This window comes from Pseudomonas sp. B6(2017), from assembly GCF_002112765.1.
GTDB classification, from domain to species: domain Bacteria; phylum Pseudomonadota; class Gammaproteobacteria; order Pseudomonadales; family Pseudomonadaceae; genus Aquipseudomonas; species Aquipseudomonas piscis.
The window spans coordinates 167599-188888 of record NZ_NEIQ01000004.1 but is presented as its reverse complement, the minus strand read 5'-3'; the positions used below and the strand labels follow the sequence as shown (position 1 = coordinate 188888).

Sequence of the window (21290 nt, the reverse complement as noted above, 5' to 3'; positions counted from 1 at the left end):
CCATGACCGACCAATCGCCTGCTATCGACCAACTACTGAAAAACCTCGATCAAGCCATGCTCGCCGACCGCCACCGGTTGCGTCGGCAGCTGCTCGAACTGCGCAAGAAGCCCGACGAGGCCAAGCTCGCCCAGTGGCTGGAGCGGATGCAGGCTTCGTGCAACCTGGTGACGGCGCGGCGCGACAGCGTGCCCACTATCCGCTACGACGACAGCCTGCCGATCGCCGCCAAGCGCGACGAGATCAAGGACGCGCTGCAAAAGCACCAGGTGCTGATCATCGCCGGCGAGACCGGTTCGGGCAAAACCACCCAGTTGCCCAAGATCTGCCTGGAGATCGGCCGCGGCCAGCATGGCCTGATCGGTCATACCCAGCCCCGGCGGATCGCCGCCCGCAGCGTTGCCAGCCGGGTCGCCGAAGAACTGGCCACGCCCCTGGGGGCGCTGGTGGGTTACCAGGTGCGCTTCGAAGACCAGAGCGATGCCAACACCCTGGTCAAGCTGATGACCGACGGCATCCTGCTGGCGGAAACCCAGAACGACCGCTTCCTCGAGCGCTACGACACCATCATCGTCGACGAGGCCCACGAGCGCAGCCTGAACATCGACTTCCTCCTGGGCTACCTCAAGACCCTGCTGCCACGGCGCCCTGACCTCAAGGTGATCATCACCTCGGCCACCATCGACCTTGCGCGCTTCTCCAAGCACTTCGACGATGCGCCGATCGTCGAGGTCTCCGGTCGTACCTTCCCGGTGGAAACCTGGTACCGGCCCTTGACCCTGGAGCAGGACGAGGATGGCAACCGCGTCGAGGACGACCTGACGGTGGACCAGGCGATCCTCGCCACCCTGGACGAGATCGCCGCCCATGAGCGCAGCGAGCGCCGCAGCCCCGGCGATGTGCTGGTATTCCTGCCGGGCGAGCGGGAAATCCGCGATGCCGCGGAAATGCTGCGCAAGGCCCAGCTCAAGCACACCGAGATCCTGCCCTTGTACGCGCGGCTGTCGCCGGCCGAACAGCAGCGCATCTTCCAGTCCCACCCGGGACGGCGGGTGGTGCTGGCGACCAACGTCGCCGAGACCTCGCTGACGGTGCCTGGCATTCGCTACGTGATCGACAGCGGTACCGCGCGCATCAGTCGCTACAGCTACCGGGCCAAGGTCCAGCGCCTGCCCATCGAGGCCGTTTCCCAGGCCAGCGCCAACCAGCGCAAGGGCCGTTGCGGCCGGGTCGAGCCGGGGATCTGCGTGCGCCTGTACAGCGAAGAGGATTTCCTCGGCCGGCCGGAATTCACCGATCCGGAGATCCTGCGGACCAACCTGGCAGCGGTGATCCTGCAGATGCTCCACCTGCGCCTGGGTGAAATCACCGCATTCCCCTTCATCGAGCCGCCGGACGGCAAGGCCATCAGCGACGGCTTCAACCTGCTGCAAGAACTCTCGGCGGTGGATCGCAACGGCCAGCTGACCCCCCTGGGCCGGCAACTGGCGCGTTTGCCGGTGGACCCGCGCATGGGCCGCATGCTGCTGGAGGCGGCGCGCCTGGGCAGTCTCCAGGAAGTGCTGATCGTCGCCAGTGCGATGTCGATCCAGGATCCGCGCGAGCGCCCACCGGAGCGCCAGCAGGCGGCGGACCAGGCCCATGCCCAGTGGAAGGACGCCGACTCGGACTTCGCCGCACTGGTCAACCTGTGGCGTGGTTTCGAAGAACAGCGCCAGGCCCTGACGGCCAGCCCGCTGCGTAACTGGTGCCGCAAGAATTTCCTCAACTACCTGCGCCTGCGCGAGTGGCGCGACGCCCATCGCCAGTTGAGCCTGATCTGCCGTGACTTGCAGTTGAGCCTGAACAAGGAACCGGCGGACTACCAGAAACTGCACAAGGCGGTGCTGGTGGGCCTGCTGAGCCAGATCGGCCAGAAGACCGAGGATGGCGACTACCTGGGCGCCCGCCAGCGGCGCTTCTGGATCCACCCGTCCTCGGGCCTGAGCAAGAAACGCCCGCAGTGGCTGATGACCGCCGAGCTGGTGGAGACCACCAAGCTCTATGCGCGCATGGTGGCCAAGATCGAGCCGGACTGGATCGAACCCCTGGCCGGGCACCTGGTGAAGAAGAACCACTTCGAACCCCATTGGGAAAAGAAGCGCGGCCAAGTGGTGGCCTACGAACAGATCACCCTGTTCGGCCTGATCGTGGTCGGCCGCCGGCCAGTGCACTACGGCCCGGTGGACCCGGTGGTATCCCGCGAGCTGTTCATCCGCGAGGCCCTGGTGCGGGGCGAGATCCAGTCCAAGGCCAAGTGCCTGACGGCCAATACCCAGTTGCTGGAGCAGCTCGATGCCCTGGAGGCCAAGGCCCGGCGCCGGGACATCCTGGCGGATGAGGAAACCCTGTTCGCTTTCTACGACGCACGCTTGCCGGAACAGATCCACCAGACCGCCACCTTCGACAGCTGGTACCGAGTCAACAGCCAGAAAGACCCGCAACTGCTGATCATGCGCGAGGAAGACGTGCTGGCCCGCGAGGCCAGCGAAGTCACCGCCAGGCAGTACCCGGACACCCTGCATATCGGCGACCTGGAGCTGGCCCTGAGTTATCACTTCGAGCCCAACCATCCCCGCGATGGCGTGACCCTGCGGGTGCCGGCGCCGCTGCTGCCGGCGTTGCCTGCCGAGCGCCTGGAATGGCTGGTGCCGGGCCTGATCGAGGCCAAGTGCATCGCCCTGGTACGCAACCTGCCCAAGGCCCTGCGCAAGAACTTCGTGCCGGTGCCGGACTTCGTCAAGGCGGCCTTGCAGCGCATGGACTTTGCCGACGGCTCGCTGCCCCAGGCCCTGGGGCGCGAGTTGCTGCGCATGACCGGCGCGCGGGTCAGCGACGAAGCCTGGAGCGAATCCGCGCAGCAGGTGGAAAGCCACTTGCGGATGAACCTGGAAATCGTCGATGCCCAGGGCAAGTTCCTCGGCGAAGGCCGGGACCTGGCCGAACTCACCGCGCGCTTCGCCGAGGCCAGCCAGGCTGCCCTGGCGGTGCCGCAGACCGCCAAGAGCCAGCAGCCGGTGGAGGCCAAGGTGTTCGCCGCGGTGGCGCAGAAGACCCAGCAGAAGATCGCCGGGTTGTCGATGACGGTCTATCCGGCCCTGGTGGAAGAAGCCGGGACGGTCAAGGAAGGGCGCTTCTCCACCGCTGCCGAGGCCGAGTTCCAGCATCGCCGGGCCTTGCAGCGCTTGCTGTTGCAACAGTTGGCCGAGCCGGCCAAGTTCCTGCGCGGCAAGCTGCCGGGGCTCACCGAACTGGGCCTGTTGTACCGCGAGCTGGGACGGATCGAGGCCCTGGTGGAAGACATCCTCCTGGCCAGCCTCGACAGCTGCATTCTCGACGGCGAGGCCAGCCTGCCCCGGGATGGCGCTGGCCTGGCCTCCCTGGCCGAACGCAAGCGTGGTGCCTGGACCGAACATGCCGAGCGCCTGGCCCGCCTGACGCTGGAGATCCTCAAGCTCTGGCACGGCCTGCAGAAGCGCTTCAAGGGCAAGATCGACCTGGCCCAGGCGGTGGCCCTCAACGATATCAAGGCCCAGCTCGGCAGCCTGGTGTACCCGGGCTTCGTCCGCGAGACTCCGGCCCTGTGGTTCAAGGAGCTGCCGCGCTACCTCAAGGCGGTGGAACTGCGGTTCGACAAGCTGGGTAGCCAGGTGCAGAAGGATCGGGTGTGGAGCACCGAGCTCGCCGGGCTCTGGGCCCAGTACCAGGCCCGGGCCCAGAAGCACGCCCAGGAAGGCAAGCGTGACCCGCAGCTGGAGCTGTATCGCTGGTGGCTGGAAGAGTACCGGGTGTCGCTGTTCGCCCAGCAATTGGGGACCAAGGTGCCGATCTCCGACAAGCGCCTGAACAAGCAGTGGAGCCAGGTGGAGGCTTGATCCATGCCGGCCCGGCTCCCGGGAGCCGGGCTCCGTCGATCTTGCAATTGCGGCGAAACGCCAGAGGTTATGGCAAACTTCGCCGTCATAAATGCCGGCCCCGGCAGCCTGTACTCCAGGCGACCGGGGCGAAGCGGAATAAAGCGATGCCAGGAACGCGCCCCAGCACAGGCTGAGCAGCGGGGCGCTCCCTTTACGGTTTGGCACGAGGGTGCCAATACCTTCTGCCTCATACACATTAGAGGAACGACCGTGCATAACGTCGTCATCAGCGGCACCGGCCTGTTTACCCCGGCCAACAGCATTTCCAACGAAGAGCTGGTGGAGTCCTTCAACACCTACGTCCACCAGTTCAACAGCGACAACGCCGCCGCCATCGAGCGTGGCGAGGTGCAGGCCCTGACCGAATCCAACGCCGCCTTCATCGAAAAAGCCTCGGGCATCAAGAGCCGCTTCGTCATGGACAAGGACGGCATCCTCGATCCGCAACGCATGACTCCACGCCTGCCGGAACGCTCCAACGACGAGTGGTCGGTGCTCTGCCAGATGGCCGTGGCCGCCGCCGAGCAAGCCCTGCAACGGGCCGGCCGCACTGCCGCCGACATCGACGGGGTGATCGTCGCCTGCTCCAACCTGCAGCGCGCCTATCCGGCCATCGCCATCGAGGTCCAGGCCGCGCTGGGTATCCAGGGCTTTGGTTTCGACATGAACGTCGCCTGTTCCTCGGCCACCTTCGGCATCCAGGCCGCCTGCAACAGCGTGCAGCTGGGCCAGGCCCGGGCGATCCTGATGGTCAACCCGGAAGTCTGCACCGGGCACCTGAACTTCCGCGATCGCGACAGCCATTTCATCTTCGGCGATGCCGCCACCGCGGTGGTCATCGAGCGTGCCGACCAGGCCACCTCGGCCCACCAGTTCGAGATCGTCAGCACCAAGCTGCTGACCCAGTTCTCCAACAACATCCGCAACAACTTCGGCTTCCTCAACCGCACGGCGGAAGAAGGCATCGGTGCCCGGGACAAGCTGTTCGTGCAGGAAGGCCGCAAGGTATTCCGTGACGTCTGCCCGATGGTGGCCGAGCTGATCGCCGCCCACCTGGAAGAAAACCAGCTCAACGTCAGCGACGTGAAGCGTTTCTGGCTGCACCAGGCCAACCTCAGCATGAACCACCTGATCGTCAAGAAACTGCTGGGCCGCGAGGCTACGCTGGAAGAGGCTCCGGTGATCCTCGATACCTATGCCAACACCAGTTCGGCGGGGTCGGTGATCGCTTTCCACAAGTACCAGGACGACCTGGCCAGTGGTGCCCTGGCGGTGCTCAGCTCCTTCGGCGCGGGCTACTCCATCGGCAGCGTGCTCCTGCGCAAGCGTTGATCGGCGCGGGCCGGGTGTGGCGCGAGGCGCCTGCGAGGCGTCACACCCGGGCAACCCCGCATGATTGAACGAGGCACGAATGGCTGCTGTTGATGACACGCAACTGCTCAAGCGCCTTCTGGCGGGCGAACAGAAGGCTTTCAAGGAACTGGTCGGTACCTACCAGAGCGCCATGCGCGCGGTAGCCTACGCCATCGTCGGCAACCGGCACGCCGACGAGGTGGTGCAGGATGCCTGGCTTTCGGTGGTACGCAACCTGTCGGGCTTCCAGGGGCGTTCCAGCCTCAAGACCTGGCTGCTGACCATCACCGCCAACGCGGCCAAGGGCCGCTACAAGCAGAATCGCCGCGAGGTCCTGCTCGATGACCTGCCCGCGCCCCATGGCACGGTGGGCGACGAGCGGTTCTCCTCCAGTGACGGCCACTGGCTGGTGGCGCCCTTCGCCTGGCACGAGGACACCCCCGAAGCGCTGCTGACCGAAGCCGAGCTGCGTGATTGCCTGGAGCACACCTTGCTCAGTCTCTCCGAGCTACAAGGCAGCGTGCTGAACCTGCGTGAGCGCGAGGGATTGGAGCTCGAGGAAATCTGTAATCTTCTGGGGATCACCCTGTCCAATGTCCGGGTACTGCTGCACCGGGCGCGGTTGAAGGTGTTCGCCACGGTGGAGCATTTTGAGGAAACCGGCCAATGCTGACCTGTAAGGAACAAGTGGCGCGCTCCAGCGATTATCTCGATGGCCAATTGAGCTTTCGCGAACGCTTGATGGTTCGCCATCACCTGCTGTTCTGCCCCAATTGCCGGCGTTTCATTCGCCAGATGCGCCTGCTGCAGGCCACCTTGCGCGTGTTGCCGGAACCACCGCTGGAAGGTCTCGACGAACTGGCCGAACGCCTGGCCGCCGAGAGTAAACGCGAGCGCTGAGCGCCATGAAGCCGCGGATGTCGCCAGGCATCCGCCGCGATGTTTTTCTGCCTGTTCCTGCCAGGGAATCACGTTCGTGATTCCCCCTCCCGTCGTGCTCGCTGCGCGGCGGTCCGCACAAAAATAACCATTTCGTCATCTTCGGCATTGTCCCTGAAAACAGCCGCAAACCGCTCTAGGACGGGCTTTTCGCCTTATTTCTTTTCGAAGTAAAAAAGTTCCTCTGTAATCAAATCTTTATTTTCCAGCAACCTGGCTGAAATCCTCGAACCCCAAGATTCCCCCCGACACCAGCGGCCCAGTCCGCGTGTTTTCCAACGCTACAGACCACCAATTAGGGGAACTCTTCGATGATCCGTAAGCACTTCGCCGGTTTTGCCGCCAGCGCCCTGGCCCTGGCAGTGACCGCCCAGGCTTTCGCTGGCACCGTCACCACCGACGGCGCCGATATCGTAGTCAAGACCAAGGGCGGCCTTGAGGTTGCTACCACCGATTCCGCCTTCAGCTTCAAGCTGGGCGGTCGCCTGCAAGCCGACTATGGCCGTTTCGACGGGTTCTATACCAAGAATGGGAATACCGGTGACGGCGCGTACTTCCGCCGCGCCTATCTGGAATTGGGCGGTACCGCCTACAAGGACTGGAAATACCAGATCAACTACGACTTCTCCCACAACTCGGGTTCTTCCGATGATGGTTACTTCGACGAAGCGACCATTTCCTATGTGGGCTTCAAGCCGGTGACCATCCGCGCCGGGCGTTTCGACCAGGACTTCGGCCTGGAGAAAGCCACCAGTTCCAAGTGGATCACCGCCATGGAGCGTAACGCCGCCTACGAGCTGGCCGACTGGGTCAACTCCCACGAGAACGGCATGGGCCTGCAGGTCAGTTCCGTGGTGGCCGACATGGCCTACCTGTCCGGTAGCGTGTCCGCCAAGGACATCAACGACAGCGACGGCGACAGCGTCAAGCAGTTCAACGCCCGTGCGGTGTTCGCCCCGATGCACGAAACCGGCAACGTCCTGCACTTCGGCCTGGACTTCGCCAGCCGCGATCTTGGCGATACCGCCTTCGACTCGCGGATTCGCCCACGCCTCGGCGTGCGTGGTATCGCCACCAATGGCGGCAACGATGCCGGTGCCAACGGCAACCGCGCTACCTTCGGCGGCGGTGCCGGCCTCAACGCTTCGAACCTGACCGCTGCTGGCGCCTACGACAACGACCGGGTGTTCGGCGGTGAATTCGCTTTCGCCAGCGGTCCGTTCTCGGCCCAGGCCGAATACCTGACCCGCAAGATGAAGGCCGACAGCGCCTCCTACAAGGACGTCAAGGCCACCGGCTTCTACGGCCAACTGGCCTACACCCTGACCGGCGAGTCCCGCGTGTACAAGCTCGATGGCGCCAAGTTCGACACCATCAAGCCCGAGAACAAGCAGTACGGTGCCTGGGAAGTGTTCTACCGCTACGACAACATCAAGGTCGATGACAAGAACATCGTGACCTCCACCGCGACCCGCGAAGTGGGCGATGCCAAGGCCAACATGAACACCATCGGCGTCAACTGGTATGCCAACGAGGCGATCAAGGTTTCCGCGAACTACATCAAGGTCAACACCGACAAGATCACCAACAGCGTTGGCGACGACAGCGGCGATGCCCTGGTAGCCCGCGTGCAGTACGTGTTCTAAGGCTGTCGCAACAAAGTCGAGCTCTTTCTCATCCGTTATAGCTCCTCTCGTTTTGACCCCGCCCTGGCGGGGTTTTTTTTGCCTGTCGGCCAGGCTCAGGGACAGTTGGTTTCATGCAGGTAGAGCCACTGCGCCGAGTCGCCCTGGATGCGGATCAACGCCAGGGACAGGCGCGCTGTCGCCACTTGATCCAGGCGATGGGTCTCCTTGTAGCGAATCGCCGCGCACTGGCCTTCCTGCCATACGCAGCGCAGGTCGCTGACCTCGATCTGCAAGCCTTGGCGGGCGCCCAGGGCGCCGCGAAACAGCTGCTCGACCTGCTCGCGATCGGCCATGGTTCCGGCGGTGGTGACCATCTGGAAGTCCTCGGCCAGCAGTGCCATGACCTGTTCGATCAGTGCCGCGCCGTCGCCCTGGGAGTGAGTGAAGACGCCATGGATCAACTGGTGGATCTGGTGAACGCTGTGCAATGCCTGTTTAACGATCGACTGGTGCATGAAGGACCTTCTTCGGTGGGGTGAGCTTGCCGAGCAGCGGCAGGATGAGCAGGCCGGCCAGGGCGGCCAGCAGCAGGCTCAGGTGAAAGGCGCTGGTGGCCGGGACATGCCCGAGCAACAGGTTGTAGAGCATCAGCAGCCAGGCGGCGCCGAGGCTGAAGGCCACCTGCCGGTTGATGTTCCAGATCACGCTGGCCTGGTGTGTGTCGCTGCCGCTGAAGTCCAGCAGGGCGGTGGTCTGCGCGGTATTGGCGCCGGCGCCGCCGCCCAGGCCCATGAGCAGGTAGGCAGCGATGAGCAATGGCAGGTCGCGGCTCGAGTCGACCCAGCACAAGGTGGCGATACCGGCGCTGTGTAGCACCAGGGCGATGGCGAACAGCCGGGCGGCGCCGAGCTTGTTGTAGAAGCGCCCGCAGGCCAGCATCGCCAACAGCGCGCCGGCGGCGTACAGCAGCATGAACATCCCGCTGTGCCGGGCGCTCAGGTGCAGGTTGTCCTGGAGAAAGAACAGGCTCAGCAGGTTGACCCCGGTGAAGATCCCGGGAATGGCGTGGTAGATCGCCACCGACAGGCCGAGGCGGACATTGCCCAGCAGGCGCAGGTCGACGATGGGCTGTGGATTGCGCCGGCAATGCCAGCGGTATGCCAGGGCGAACGCCAGGCCGCCGGCCAGGCAGGCCAGGGCCTGCTGGGTTGGATATCCGCTGCCGTACAGCGACATGCCCAGGAGCAGTCCGGCCAGGGCGCCGCTGACCAGCAACAGGCCGCGCAGATCCGGGCGCCTGGCCACTCGGCGGTCTTCATTGGCGATCCAGCACCAGGCCAGCAGCGCGGTCAGTAGCGACAGGGGCAGGCTGGCGAAGAACACCCAGCGCCAGGAACCCAGGTCGACGATGGTCCCGCCCAGGGTCGGCGACAGCGCCGGCGCCAGCAGCGCCACCGCCATCACCAGGGTCGAGATCCGCGCCCGCTGCGAGCCCTGGAACAGGTTGAAGGTCAGGGCCTGCCCGAGGGGGATCAACAGGCCGCCGGCCATGCCCTGGAGCAAGCGCCAGGCCACCAGCGGCAGGAAGCCTTCGGCCAGCCCGCAGAACAGCCCGGCGAGACTGAACAGCAGCATCGAGGCGGCGATGACCTGGCGGTTGCCCAGGCGTGCTGCCAGCCAGGGGCTGATGGGGATCACCAGGGTCAGGCCGAGGATGTAGGCGTTGGCCACCCAGGCCACGCTGGCGCTGGAAACCTGCAACTGGGTGGCGATGCTGGGCAGCGCCACCGCCGACATGAAGATGTTCACGCAATCGATGAAGAAGCCGAGGAGGAATACCACCGCCACTTTATATCTGTAGGTCATGCCGCCTCCCGTTTTGCCCGCAGCTTAGGGAGCCTGGGCCGAGCCTGTCGAGGCGCCTATACTTGATTCATTGTTCTAGGAAATTTGACAGTGAACGAGAACCTTCACGGCCAGTTGCACCGGATCCAGACCTTTCTCGCGGTGGTGGACTTTGCCTCCTATACCCGTGCCGCGGATTACCTGGGGATCAGCAAGGCCATGGCCAGCCTGCATATCAAGACCCTGGAGCAAGTGCTGGCGACGCCCTTGCTGACCCGGACCACGCGGCATATCGCCCTCACGGAGACCGGCCAGGATCTCTACGATGAATTCAAGGGAATTGTCGCCAATATCGATACGGCCTTCGACAACGTGCTGCATGGGCGCAACCGGGTGTCGGGCAAGTTGCGCATCAGCTCCACCGCCGAATACGCCCAGGCCTTCATCCTGCCGCTGCTGCCGCTGTTCACCGCGCGTTATCCCGAGGTGCGCCTGAGTTATCACTTCAACTCGTCGTTGAACGACCTGGTGGCGGAGAAGCTCGACCTGGTGATCCGCCTTGGGCACCTGGTCGACTCGGGGTTCAAGGGCCGCCAATTGGCGGACTACGGCATTGTTCTGGTGGCCAGCCCGGGGTTGCAGGAGAGCCTCGCCGTGAGCCGCCCCGAGGAGTTGGCGAACTGCCCCTGGATCGGCAACAGCAACCTGGGCGGGCCGCCGGGCTGGACCTTCAGCCACCCGCGCCGGGGCGAGGTGCAGGTGCGGGTCACGCCCGGGCACGAGTCGAACTCGGCGTCGGCGATCCGCGCCATGGCCCTGGGCGGGATGGGCCTGGCGGTGTTGCCGGAGTGGCTGGTCCTGGGCGACCTGGGCGAGGGACGGCTGGTACGGGTGCTGCCCGACTACAGCCTGGCCCGGCAGCCGGTCCATGTGCTGTTTCCCAACAGCCCGCACTTGCCGCGCAAGTCCCGGGTGTTCATCGACTTCCTGGCCGAGCACCTGGGCCCTGCCTGAGTGTCTCGGCGCGGCCGTCGATGGGGGGATATACTCGGCGGGTCGTTCGAGCTGACTCCCGGGGAACCTGATGCCGCTGCAATCCTTGAACAGCCTTTCCGCCGTCGATCCCGTGCAATGGGATGGACTGCTCAAGGATGGGCAACCCTTCGTCCGCCACGCCTTTCTCAGTGCCCTGGAAGACAGCGGCAGCCTCGGGCCACGTTCCGGCTGGCAAGCCGAACACCTGCTGCATGTGGAAGATGGCCGGCTGCTGGCGGCGCTTCCCAGCTATCGCAAGTGGCACTCCTACGGTGAATACGTGTTCGACCATGGTTGGGCCGAGGCCTGCGAGCGAGCGGGTATCGACTACTACCCCAAGTTGCTCAGCGCGGTGCCGTTCAGCCCGGTGAGCGGTGCGCGGGTGCTGGCGGCGACCCAGGCCGACGCGCTGGAGCTGCTCAAGAGCTTGCCCGGCTACCTGGAGATCGAGGGGCTATCCAGTGCCCATGTCAATTTCACCGACGACTTCAGCGACCAGGCCCTGGAGCGCCAGGCGGACTGGATGCTGCGCCTGGGCTGCCAGTTCCATTGGCACAATCGCGGCTATCGGGATTTCCAGGACTTCCTCGATACCCTGAGTTCGCGCAAGCGCAAGCAAATGCGCAAGGAGCGCGAGCAGGTGGCGGGGCAGGGCATGGATTTCCAGTGGCTGGAGGGGGCCGAGCTCAGTGAGGCGCAGTGGGACTTCGTCTATGCCTGCTACGCCAACACCTATGCGGTGCGCCGCCAGTCACCCTACCTGACCCGCGACTTCTTCAGCCTGCTGGCCGAACGCATGCCCGAGGCGATCCGCGTGGTCCTGGCCTGCCAGGGCGGCCGGCCGGTGGCCATGGCTTTCAGCCTGGTCGGGGGCGGCAGTTTCTATGGGCGCTATTGGGGCTGCCTGGCGGAGTTCGACCGCCTGCATTTCGAGACGTGCTTCTACCAGGGCATGGACTATGCGATCGCCCATGGGCTGCAGCGCTTCGACGCCGGAGCCCAGGGCGAGCACAAGCTGATTCGCGGTTTCGAGCCGGTGCTCACCCGCTCCTGGCATTACCTGCGCCATCCCGGGTTGAAGACTGCGGTGCAGGATTTCCTCCAGCGTGAGCGGGCCGGCGTCCAGGCCTATGCCGAACAGGCCAGGGACGCCTTGCCCTACCGCCAGGCCTGAGCCTCAGCGGTCTTCCTGGCCCAGCCAGCGGTAGACCAGGCCACCGACCACCGCGCCGAGGATCGGCGCCAGCCAGAACAACCACAATTGCTGCAGCGCCCAGCCGCCGACGATCAAGGCCGGGCCGGTGCTACGGGCCGGGTTGACCGAGGTGTTGGTCACCGGGATCGAGATCAGGTGGATCAGGGTCAGCGCCAGGCCGATGGCGATGGGCGCAAGCCCCGCCGGGGCACGTTTGTCGGTGGCGCCGAGGATGATCACCACGAACATGGCGGTCATCACCAGTTCGCAGACCAAACCCGCAGTCAGCGAGTAGCCGCCGGGCGAGTGCTCGCCATAACCATTGGCGGCCAGCCCCGAGGCCAGCTCGAAGCCGGGCTTGCCAATGGCGATGAAGTACAGCAACGCCGCGGCGATCACTGCGCCGATCACCTGGGCCACCACGTACGCCGGCAGTTCCCTGGCCGGGAAGCGTCCACCCACCACCAGGCCCACGGATACCGCGGGGTTGAGGTGGCAACCGGAGATATGGCCGATGGCGAAGGCCATGGTCAGGACGGTCAGGCCGAAGGCCAGGGCGACCCCCAGCAGGCCGATGCCGACATTGGGAAAGGCCGCCGCGAGTACGGCGCTGCCGCAACCGCCCAACACCAGCCAGAAGGTACCGAGCATTTCAGTCATGGAACGCTTGAACAACGACATGGGAGAGTCCTTGATAGGTCGACCTATCAACGCGCTACAGCTGTTATGCATCCAGCAGATTAACTACAGGTTTCGCTCCGCAACCTAGGCTCAGTACAGCAGGCTTTGGCGGCAATTCCACCCACCCATGAAAAACGCCAGGCCCCGTGGGCTGGGGCTCTGGCGTCTTTTCAGGATGTTGTGCTGAGTCTGTAGCCGCTGCTGGGCCTGCGAAGCTGCGCCAAGGCCCGAAGGGCCTTCCTGCGGTGGTGGTGGCTACCCGATCCTGCGGCCGCTATGCGCCCGTACGTAGCCTGCGGCAGCGGCTACACCAACCACCTGTAGCCGCTGCTGAGCGCTCAGTCGATGCCGACGAAGCCGCCGGTCTGGTGTTGCCACAGCCGCGCATACAGGCCGCCGTGGGCCAGCAGTTCGGCATGGGTGCCGGTTTCGGCGATGCGGCCCTGTTCCAGCACTACCAGGCGGTCCATGCGGGCGATGGTGGAGAGCCGGTGGGCAATGGCGATCACGGTCTTGCCCTGCATCAGGGTCTCCAGGCTTTCCTGGATCGCCGCCTCGACTTCCGAGTCCAGGGCCGAGGTGGCTTCGTCCATGATCAGGATCGGCGCGTCCTTGAGCAGTACCCGGGCGATGGCGATGCGCTGGCGCTGGCCGCCGGACAGCTTGACCCCGCGCTCGCCCACGTGGGCGTCGAAGCCGGTACGGCCCTGGGCGTCGGACAACAGCGGGATGAACTCGTCGGCGCGGGCCTTGTGCACGGCTTCCCAGAGTTCCTCGTCAGTGGCGTCGGGACGTCCGTAGAGCAGGTTGTCACGGATCGAGCGGTGCAGCAGCGAGGTGTCCTGGGTGATCATGCCGATACGCTCGCGCAGGCTTTCCTGGGTCACCCCGGCGATGTCCTGGCCGTCGATCAGGATCTGCCCGCCCTGCAGGTCGTAGAGGCGCAGCAGCAGGTTGACCAGGGTCGACTTGCCCGCCCCGGAGGGGCCGATCAGGCCGATCTTTTCCCCGGGACGGATGTGCAGGTTGAGATCGCTGATGACCTTGTTGGCCTTGCCGTAGTGGAACTCGACATGCTCGAAGTTCACCGCGCCTCGGGTCACTTCGAGCTTGGGTGCCTGGTCGCGGTCGGTCAGTTGCAGCGGCTGGGCGATGGTCTGCAGGCCGTCCTGGACCATGCCGATGTTCTCGAAGATGCCGTTGATCACCCACATGATCCAGCCGGACATGTTGACGATACGGATCACCAGGCCGGTGGCCAGGGCGATGGCCCCGGCGCTGATCAGCGACTGGCTCCACAACCACAGGGCCAGGCCCGTGGTGCCGGCGATCAACAGGCCGTTGAGGGTGGTGATGGTGACGTCCATGGAGGTCACCACGCGACCGGCCAACTGGCTCTTCTCGGTCTGTTCGGCGATGGCCTCGCGGGCGTAGCTCTGCTCGAAATGGGTATGGGCGAACAGCTTCAGGGTGGCGATGTTGGTGTAGCCGTCGACGATTCGCCCCATGAGCTTGGACCGGGCGTCGGAGGCATCCACCGAGCGTTTCTGGATACGCGGCACGAAGAACCGCATGGCGCCGATGAAACCGACGATCCACAACAGCAGCGGGATCATCAGGCGCCAGTCGGCATCGGCGAACAGCACCAGGGCGCCGACCGCGTAGATGGTCACGTGCCACAGGGCGTCGATCACCTGCACCGAGGAGTCCTGCAGCGAGTAGCCGGTCTGCATGATGCGCTGGGCGATGCGCCCGGCGAAGTCGTTCTGGAAGAAGTTCAGGCTCTGGCGCAGCACGTAGCTGTGGTTCTGCCAGCGGATCAGGCTGGTCATCCCCGGGGTGATGGTCTGGTGCATCAGCAGGTCGTGCAGGCCCACCATCAGCGGACGCAGCAACAGCGCCACCACCGCCATCCAGGCCAGCTCCAGGCCATGGTCGCTGAAGACCTGGACGCTGGGCGTGCCCTGGGCCAGGTCGATGATGGTGCTCAGGTAGCTGAACAGCGACACCTCGATCAGCGCCACGAACAGCCCGACCACCAGCAGGGCGACGAAGCTCGGCCAGACTTGCTTGATGTAGTGGAAATAGAAGGGCAGGACCCGGTTGGGCGGGGTGGTCGCGGGGGTGTCGCGGAAGATATCGATCAGTTGTTCGAAACGACGATAGAGCATGGGGTCTGCAGCCCGTTGTACGGGCTCTCCTGTGCTATAGCGGACGGGGCGCCGGGTAGCAGGCCGCTGAAAAACTATCTGCGTTGCCATCGCTGCGTTGAAAACAGGCTCAAAATGCTCATTTAGCGCTCGTAAACTGCGCTTTTTCGCCTGTTTTCGCCTTGCGCTGGCTGCCTCGCCTAGGTTTTTAAACGGCCGGGTAGGGCGCCGCCGTCGGGGACAGGCTGCGTGATCAGTCGATGCGCTTGGCCGACTTGATCAGTACCGGGTCGACCGGGACGTTCTGCATGCCTTGCTTGGTGGTGGTCTGGGAGTTGACGATCTGGTCCACGACTTCCATGCCGTTCACCACCTTGCCGAATACCGCGTAGCCGGCATCGCGGCCCGGATCGAGGAAGGCGTTGTCGGCGACGTTGATGAAGAACTGGCTGGTGGCCGAGTTGGGGTTCGAAGTCCGGGCCATGGCCAGGGTGCCGCGCACGTTGTGCAGGCCGTTGGAGGCTTCGTTCTTGATCGGGTCACGGGTGTCCTTCTGCACCATCTGCGCGGTGAAGCCACCGCCCTGGACCATGAAGCCGGGGATCACCCGGTGGAAGATGGTGTTGGAGTAGAAGCCGCTGTCGACGTAGTCGAGGAAGTTCTTGCTGGAGACCGGCGCCTTGACCGGATCCAGTTCGATCTCGATCTTGCCGAAGCTCGTGTCCAGCATGACGTGGGGTGCCTTGGCCGGTTGCGCTGCCATCAGGTTGGCGGCGAAGAGTACGGAACCGGCGACGAGGGCGATTTTTTTCAGCATGGGTCAGTGATCCTGGGTGGTGGTGTCGACTGTATTGATGAAGTGCAGCAGGGTCTGGTTGAAGCGCTGCGGTTGGTCAAGCGGTGTGGCGTGCCGGGAGTCCTCGATCACCACCAACTGCGCGTGCGGCAGCAGTTTGACGTAAGCCTCCTTGAGCGCCACCGGGGTGTAGTCGTGGTCGGCGCTGACGACCAGGGTTGGACAGGTGATACGGCCCAGGCGTTCCTGGACTCCCCAGCCGACGATGGCGTCGAAGCTGGCGAGATAAGCACGTTTGTCGTTTCTTGCCCAGCGTTCGGCCATCTTCTGCCGCAACTCGGCTTGCTCGGGCTTGGGAAACAGTCGCTGGCCCAGGGCCTTGCCGATGGCCGCCATGCTCAGCAGCCGGGACATGCTCCAGCGCTTGAACCACTGCCAATAGTCGTCGGCCGAGCGCAGCTTGACCTCGGGCGCGCTGTTGACGATGCACAGGCTCTTGAACAGGTGCGGCTGGTCCACTGCCAGCTGGAAGCCGATCATGCCGCCCATGGACAGCCCGACATAGTGCACCGGCCCCAGGCCCAGGTGTTCGACCAGGGCCATGAGGTCGGCGGCAAATCCGGGGATGCTGTAGCGTTCCCGGGGCTTGTCGGAGCGGCCATGGCCGCGTACGTCCGGGATGATCAGGCGATAGCGGGTCGCCAGTTCCGGGACCTGCTTTTCCCAGTCCTGGGCGCTGGAACCCAGGCCGTGGACCAGCAGCAGGGGCTCGCCCCGGCCGTATTCTTCGTAGTGCAGGGTGCAACCTTCATGCTCGAAATACGCCATGGCAGAACTCCTTGTTCTGGTGGTTGGGACTTCAGGCTTGCTCGGGGGCGGCGAACGGCGCGTCCAGCGGCGCGGTGTCGAAGGTGCGCAGCAGTTCCACCAGGATCTGCGTCGCCGGGCCCAGGGGTTTGTCCTTGTTGGAGTAGAGGAAGAAGGTCGGATGGCGGCTGCCGCCCTGGTCCAGGGGCAGCACCTTGAGCAGCCCTTCGTTCAGCTCGCGCTCGATCATGTGCCGTGGCAGCCAGGCGAAACCCAGGCCGCTGCTGACGAACTTCGCGGCGGTGGCCAGGCTGCCCACGGTCCAGCGCTGCTCGGCACCCAGCCAGCCCACGTCCCGCGGTTGCTGGCGGCCGGAGTCGCGGATCACTACCTGCAACTGGCTTTCCAGGTCCTGGAAGGCCAGTTGTCGTTGCAGGCGGTGCAGGGCGTGTTCGGGATGGGCCACGGCGACGAATTCCACCGAACTCATCTCGGTCCCCAGGTAGCCGGGGATGTTGAAACCGCTGATGGCCAGGTCGGCAACGCCCTCGAGCAGCACTTCCTCGACCCCGGACAGCACTTCCTCGCGCAGGCGCACGCGGCAGCCGCGGCTCTGCGGCATGAATGCGGTAAGGGCGCGGACCAGGCGCGCATTGGGGTAGGCGGCATCCACCACCAGGCGGACCTCGGCTTCCCAGCCCTGCTCCATGTGATGGGCCAGGTCTTCGAGCTGGCTGGCCTGCTTGACCAACTGCCGGGAGCGGCGCAGCAGCACGCCGCCAGCTTCGGTGAGCACCGCCTTGCGCCCATCGATACGCAGTAGCGGCACGCCGAGCTGGTCCTGCATGCGTGCCACGGTATAGCTGACCGAGGATTGCGAACGATGCAGGGCTTCGGCGGCTTGGGCGAAGCCGCCGTGATCGACCACGGCCTGCAGGGTGCGCCATTGATCCAGGGTCACGCGGGGCGCTTTCATGAGGGGCTCCTCTTGTCCTAAGCTGGCGCTCCCGCATTGGAGAGCGCCGAATGAGAAAATTCTGTTGTGTGCTGCTGGCCCTGTTGCCCCTGGGGGCCTGGGCCTATCCCATCGATGTCGACAAGCAACTCAACGGCCTGGGCATCGACTACACCGCCTACGACACCGATGAGGACATCGGTTCCATCCAGTTGAACAACTATGGCAAGACCGACGCTACCTGCACCGTGGTGTTTCGCAACGGTCCCGAATCGCCTCGCACTCGCCGGGTGGAGGTCGCGGCGGGGCAGAGCCGGAACGTCACCGCCAAGTTCAACCGCAAGATCATCAAGCTGCGCCTGGACCTGAGCTGCCAGGCCAAGTGACTCCAGTGAAGCCAGGGTCGACGACAACGTTGGGACTGGCTTCGCTTATAAACGAAATTATTGATTGGTTGTAGCAGTTATTTGCGCTTTTTCATCGATATATCTCTGTTTAATCTGCGCCCCATCGACTTACGCATACCCCGATGGAGGCTTCACCCATGTCCCGCGTCCTGATCATCGAAAGCAGTGCCCGCCAGCAGGATTCCGTATCCCGCCAACTGACCCAGACCTTTATCCAGCAGTGGCAAGCGGCCTATCCGGCGGACTCGATCACCGTGCGCGACCTGGCTCGCAACCCGGTGCCGCACCTGGACGCCAACCTGCTGGGCGGCTGGATGAAGCCTGCCGAGCAACGCAACGCCGCCGAGCAGGATTCGCTGCAACGCTCCAATGAGCTGACCGAGGAGCTGTTGGCGGCCGACGTCCTGGTGATGGCGGCGCCCATGTACAACTTCGCCATCCCCAGCACCCTCAAGGCCTGGCTCGACCATGTGCTGCGCGCCGGGGTCACCTTCAAGTACACCCAGACCGGTCCCCAGGGCCTGCTCACTGGCAAGCGTGCCTTCGTGCTGACGGCCCGTGGCGGGATCTACGCCGGCAGCAGCACTGACCATCAGGAACCCTACCTGCGCCAGGTCATGGCCTTCATCGGGATCCACGACGTGCAGTTCATCCATGCCGAGGGCCTGAACCTGGGTGGCGATTTCCACGAGAAGGGACTGAACCAGGCCAACGCCAGGCTGGCCCAGGTGGCCTGACGGGTTAATCCCCAGATAATCGCAGGATGTTCAAGTAGTTCCTGCGTACCCCCTTCAAGCCGGTTCGCGCATCGAACCTCCCTTTGCACTGCGTGCTCCTTCAGTGCCAATGCCCGATCGAACGCCTTGCGAGATCGGGCTTTTTTTGCCGGCGATTTCACCCGCGCCGGCAAAACCGTTATCGTCGCCGCCATCCAAAGATGAGGCGAGCATGGGCTATCTACTTGTTGTCACCCTGATCCAGGCGTTTTCCTTCAATCTGATCGGCGAGTACCTGGCCGGGCATGTCGATAGCTACTTCGCGGTGCTGGTGCGGGTGCTGCTGGCCGGGTTGGTCTTCATCCCGCTGACCCGCTGGCGCCGGGTGGAGCCGGCCTTCATGCGCGGCATGCTGCTGATCGGCGCGCTGCAGTTCGGCATCACCTATGTGTGCCTGTACCTGAGCTTCCGGGTGCTGAGCGTGCCGGAGGTGCTGTTGTTCACCATCCTCACGCCGTTGCACGTGACCCTGATCGAGGACGCCCTGAACCGGCGCTTCAATCCCTGGGGCCTGCTGGCGGCCCTGGTGGCGGTGGCGGGCGCCGCAGTGATCCGTTATGACCGGATCAACCCGGACTTCTTCATGGGTTTCTTGTTGCTGCAATTGGCCAACTTCACCTATGCCGCCGGGCAGGTGCTGTACAAGCACCTGGTGGCCCGCTACCCCAGCGACCTGCCGCATTACCGGCGTTTCGGCTACTTCTACCTGGGAGCCTTGCTGGTGGTGTTGCCGGCGTTCCTGCTGTTCGGCAAGGCGCACTTCTTGCCGGATGCCCCGGTGACCTGGGCGGTGCTGCTGTTCCTCGGGCTGGTGGCCACGGCCCTGGGGCTGTACTGGTGGAACAAGGGCGCCTGCCTGGTCACCGGCGCGACCCTGGCGGTGATGAACAACCTGCATGTGCCGGTGGGCCTGTTGCTCAATTTGCTGATCTGGAACCGCCATGAAGACCTGGGACGCCTGGCCCTTGGCGGGCTGGTGATCCTGCTGGCGGTGTGGGTCAGCCGCCATGGCCAGCGCAGGGTGGCCGTGGCGTGAAGGTTACGGGCGCCAGCCAGATTGGGTAGCGGTTCTACGCAGCTGTTACCCCCATCCCCAGGAGCGATGCTCTGCCCAGGACCCGCCACATCGGCGGGTTCTTTTTTTGTCACTGTTTTTGCCATTTAAAACAAATAGTTAGCTAGTTGAAGCAAAGGGCCGAGCGCAAGGTGATGCGGCTGGCCATGAAATTGCATTCATATGTATATACAAGACATTACAAGATGGAGCTGGCTTTGCTGAAACCGGCTCCAGGCAAGGGAGGGCGTTGCGCCATGAAGTTCCAGGTATTCCACGGCTGGTATGTGGTGTTGGCCACCCATGTGCTGTTGGCGCTGATTTTTGGCGGTGCCTATTCCTTCGGTGCGTTCTTCTCGCAGATCCAGGCCAATTTCGCGGTGGGGAGCTTTTCCGTGGCCTCGGTGTTTTCCCTGACTGCGTTGATCTACTACGCCATGGGGGTTGTCGCCGGCATGCTGGCCGATCGCACTTCCACCCGGCGGGTGGTGGGGGCCGGCATCTTGTCCCTGGCCCTGGGTTTTTTCTGCGCGAGCCTGGCGTCCGGGTCGTTGTGGTGGTTCCTGCTGTGCTTCTGCGTGCTGGTGGGACTGGGTGTCGGCCTGGTGTATGTGCCGGCGGTGGCGGTGGTCCAGCGCTGGTTCGTCAGGCGGCGTAGCCAGGCCTCGGGCCTTGCCCTGGCGGGAACCGGGGTCGGGACCTTTGCCGGGCCGCTGCTGGCCGGCTGGCTGATGGAGCATTTTTCCTGGGAGGCGACCTTGCAGATCTTCGCTGGCGCGATCTTGCTGCTTGGCCTGGGTGCCACGGCCCTGATGCGCAGCGGCCCCCAGGAGCTGGGGCTGTTCGCGGACGGCCTGCCCGCCATGGCCGAGCGGCCCCAGGCGGCCACGGCCGGCTTGTGCCTGAGCGAGGCCCTGGGCATGGCGCGCTTCTGGTGGTATTTCGCGGCGATCCTGTGCGGTTCGGTGGGGTTGTTCGTGGCGTTGGTGCACATCAATCCCTATGCCCGGCAGGCAGGGCTGGGGGTGTCCGCAGCCAACTTGCTGATTGGCCTGATCGGCGTTGGCAACGTCGGCGGTCGCCTGTTCCTCGGCAGCCTGGGCGACCGGATCGGCAGCCGGCGCCTGCTGATCGCGCTGACCTTGGTCCTGGTGCTGTTGAACCTGCTGTGGCTGGTGGCCGACGGCTTCATGGCCCTGGCGTTGTTCGCCCTGTGCTTTGGCGTGGCCAACGGCGGTTGCATTTCGCTCTACCCGGCGGTGGCGGCCTATTGGTTCGGCACCGCCAACCTGGGGGCAATACTCGGCGCCCTGTACATGTCGGTAGGTATCGCGGCATTGCTGGGCGGCAGTCTCGCCGGCTGGCTGTTCGACCTGTACCAGGGCTACGGCGCGGCGATTTGTCTGGGGGCTGCCTGCGCGTTGCTGTCCGTGCTGTTCATCCTGCTGGCTTGCCGTTCGCTGCCTGACCCGCTGTCGCAGGCAGCACCGACGGCAGCCTGAAAACGCCAGGAATCGGGGGGCTGGGGTTTGCGTTGGGCGCAGAGCGCCCAATGCCGCTCAGTTAGGCGAGGTGATCCCCTGCAGGAGCAGCCGGTCGACGCTCGGTTGCTCGCGATGCTCGTCAAAGTTAGGGCCTGCTTACGGGGTAAACGCAGCGCTCTGAAGCCCATCGCGGGCAAGCCTCGCTCCTACCGTTGCCTTAACTGATCGG

At 64.5% G+C, this 21290-nt stretch carries 19 protein-coding genes; 11 read left to right on the top strand and 8 right to left on the bottom strand.

Annotated elements, in window-relative coordinates; all coding sequences use genetic code 11:
• The first annotated feature begins 2 nt into the window (after positions 1-2).
• The 5 genes from hrpA to CAG11_RS08495 all read left to right on the top strand — a co-directional run bounded on the left by hrpA (position 3) and on the right by CAG11_RS08495 (position 7894).
• A complete protein-coding gene (gene hrpA / locus CAG11_RS08515) occupies positions 3-3914 on the top strand; it encodes an ATP-dependent RNA helicase HrpA (protein WP_085595999.1) in 3912 nt (1303 codons plus the stop codon).
• Between the two features lie 252 nt (positions 3915-4166).
• On the top strand, positions 4167-5288 hold the full coding sequence (locus tag CAG11_RS08510) for a beta-ketoacyl-ACP synthase III (protein WP_022642935.1): 1122 nt from the start codon (positions 4167-4169) through the stop codon (positions 5286-5288).
• Between the two features lie 79 nt (positions 5289-5367).
• On the top strand, positions 5368-5982 hold the full coding sequence (locus CAG11_RS08505; protein WP_085595998.1) for an RNA polymerase sigma factor: 615 nt from the start codon (positions 5368-5370) through the stop codon (positions 5980-5982).
• On the top strand, positions 5976-6209 hold the full coding sequence (locus CAG11_RS08500) for an anti-sigma factor (protein ID WP_022642937.1): 234 nt from the start codon (positions 5976-5978) through the stop codon (positions 6207-6209). Before CAG11_RS08505 ends, CAG11_RS08500 begins: the two co-directional genes overlap by 7 nt.
• Before the next feature lie 350 nt (positions 6210-6559).
• The gene (locus tag CAG11_RS08495; RefSeq protein ID WP_085595997.1) at positions 6560-7894 is read left to right on the top strand and encodes an OprO/OprP family phosphate-selective porin; all 1335 of its coding nucleotides are present in this window, start codon (positions 6560-6562) and stop codon (positions 7892-7894) included.
• Between the two features lie 95 nt (positions 7895-7989).
• On the opposite strand, the gene CAG11_RS08490 is transcribed toward CAG11_RS08495, so the two are convergent.
• Together CAG11_RS08490 and CAG11_RS08485 are read right to left on the bottom strand one after the other, a co-directional pair.
• Entirely contained in the window at positions 7990-8391 is a 402-nt protein-coding gene (locus CAG11_RS08490) for a nuclear transport factor 2 family protein (RefSeq protein WP_085595996.1), read from the bottom strand.
• A complete protein-coding gene (locus CAG11_RS08485; protein WP_085595995.1) occupies positions 8372-9742 on the bottom strand; it encodes an MFS transporter in 1371 nt (456 codons plus the stop codon). Before CAG11_RS08485 ends, CAG11_RS08490 begins: the two co-directional genes overlap by 20 nt.
• An 84-nt stretch (positions 9743-9826) precedes the next feature.
• Here CAG11_RS08485 and CAG11_RS08480 point away from each other — a divergent pair, with 84 nt between their 5' ends.
• Both CAG11_RS08480 and CAG11_RS08475 read left to right on the top strand, forming a co-directional pair.
• Entirely contained in the window at positions 9827-10735 is a 909-nt protein-coding gene (locus tag CAG11_RS08480; RefSeq protein WP_083456953.1) for a LysR family transcriptional regulator, read from the top strand.
• A gap of 70 nt (positions 10736-10805) precedes the next feature.
• Positions 10806-11930, top strand: a complete 1125-nt coding sequence (locus CAG11_RS08475) for a GNAT family N-acetyltransferase (RefSeq protein ID WP_085595994.1) — start codon at positions 10806-10808, stop codon at positions 11928-11930.
• Between the two features lie 3 nt (positions 11931-11933).
• Here the strand turns inward: CAG11_RS08475 and aqpZ are convergent, their stop codons facing one another.
• From aqpZ to CAG11_RS08450, 5 genes are all read right to left on the bottom strand, one after another.
• A complete protein-coding gene (gene aqpZ, locus CAG11_RS08470; RefSeq protein ID WP_085595993.1) occupies positions 11934-12632 on the bottom strand; it encodes an aquaporin Z in 699 nt (232 codons plus the stop codon).
• 338 nt (positions 12633-12970) lie between these two features.
• Positions 12971-14803, bottom strand: coding sequence for an ABC transporter ATP-binding protein (locus tag CAG11_RS08465; protein ID WP_085595992.1), 1833 nt, complete (start codon positions 14801-14803; stop codon positions 12971-12973).
• Between the two features lie 232 nt (positions 14804-15035).
• Complete coding sequence (locus CAG11_RS08460; RefSeq protein ID WP_022642945.1) at positions 15036-15599, bottom strand: peptidylprolyl isomerase; 564 nt, start codon at positions 15597-15599, stop codon at positions 15036-15038.
• A gap of 3 nt (positions 15600-15602) precedes the next feature.
• The gene (locus CAG11_RS08455; protein ID WP_022642946.1) at positions 15603-16406 is read right to left on the bottom strand and encodes an alpha/beta fold hydrolase; all 804 of its coding nucleotides are present in this window, start codon (positions 16404-16406) and stop codon (positions 15603-15605) included.
• Between the two features lie 31 nt (positions 16407-16437).
• Positions 16438-17361 carry a LysR family transcriptional regulator gene (locus CAG11_RS08450; RefSeq protein ID WP_022642947.1) on the bottom strand — a complete coding sequence of 308 codons (924 nt, stop codon included), beginning with the start codon at positions 17359-17361 and terminating at the stop codon, positions 16438-16440.
• A gap of 50 nt (positions 17362-17411) precedes the next feature.
• Between CAG11_RS08450 and CAG11_RS08445 the strand changes: the two genes are divergently transcribed.
• Entirely contained in the window at positions 17412-17726 is a 315-nt protein-coding gene (locus CAG11_RS08445; RefSeq protein WP_031321127.1) for a hypothetical protein, read from the top strand.
• Positions 17727-17884: 158 nt separating this feature from the next.
• Positions 17885-18484: an FMN-dependent NADH-azoreductase gene (locus CAG11_RS08440; protein WP_022642949.1), complete on the top strand. Its 600-nt coding sequence runs from the start codon at positions 17885-17887 to the stop codon at positions 18482-18484.
• Between the two features lie 54 nt (positions 18485-18538).
• Here CAG11_RS08440 and CAG11_RS33600 read toward each other — a convergent pair whose 3' ends face one another.
• A complete protein-coding gene (locus tag CAG11_RS33600) occupies positions 18539-18697 on the bottom strand; it encodes a hypothetical protein (RefSeq protein ID WP_158091410.1) in 159 nt (52 codons plus the stop codon).
• Here CAG11_RS33600 and CAG11_RS08435 point away from each other — a divergent pair.
• Both CAG11_RS08435 and CAG11_RS08430 read left to right on the top strand, forming a co-directional pair.
• The gene (locus tag CAG11_RS08435) at positions 18696-19559 is read left to right on the top strand and encodes a carboxylate/amino acid/amine transporter (protein WP_085595990.1); all 864 of its coding nucleotides are present in this window, start codon (positions 18696-18698) and stop codon (positions 19557-19559) included. The two genes, CAG11_RS33600 and CAG11_RS08435, sit on opposite strands and share 2 nt — an antisense overlap.
• 275 nt (positions 19560-19834) lie before the next feature.
• A complete protein-coding gene (locus tag CAG11_RS08430) occupies positions 19835-21079 on the top strand; it encodes an MFS transporter (RefSeq protein WP_085596129.1) in 1245 nt (414 codons plus the stop codon).
• The last annotated feature ends 211 nt before the right edge of the window (positions 21080-21290 follow it).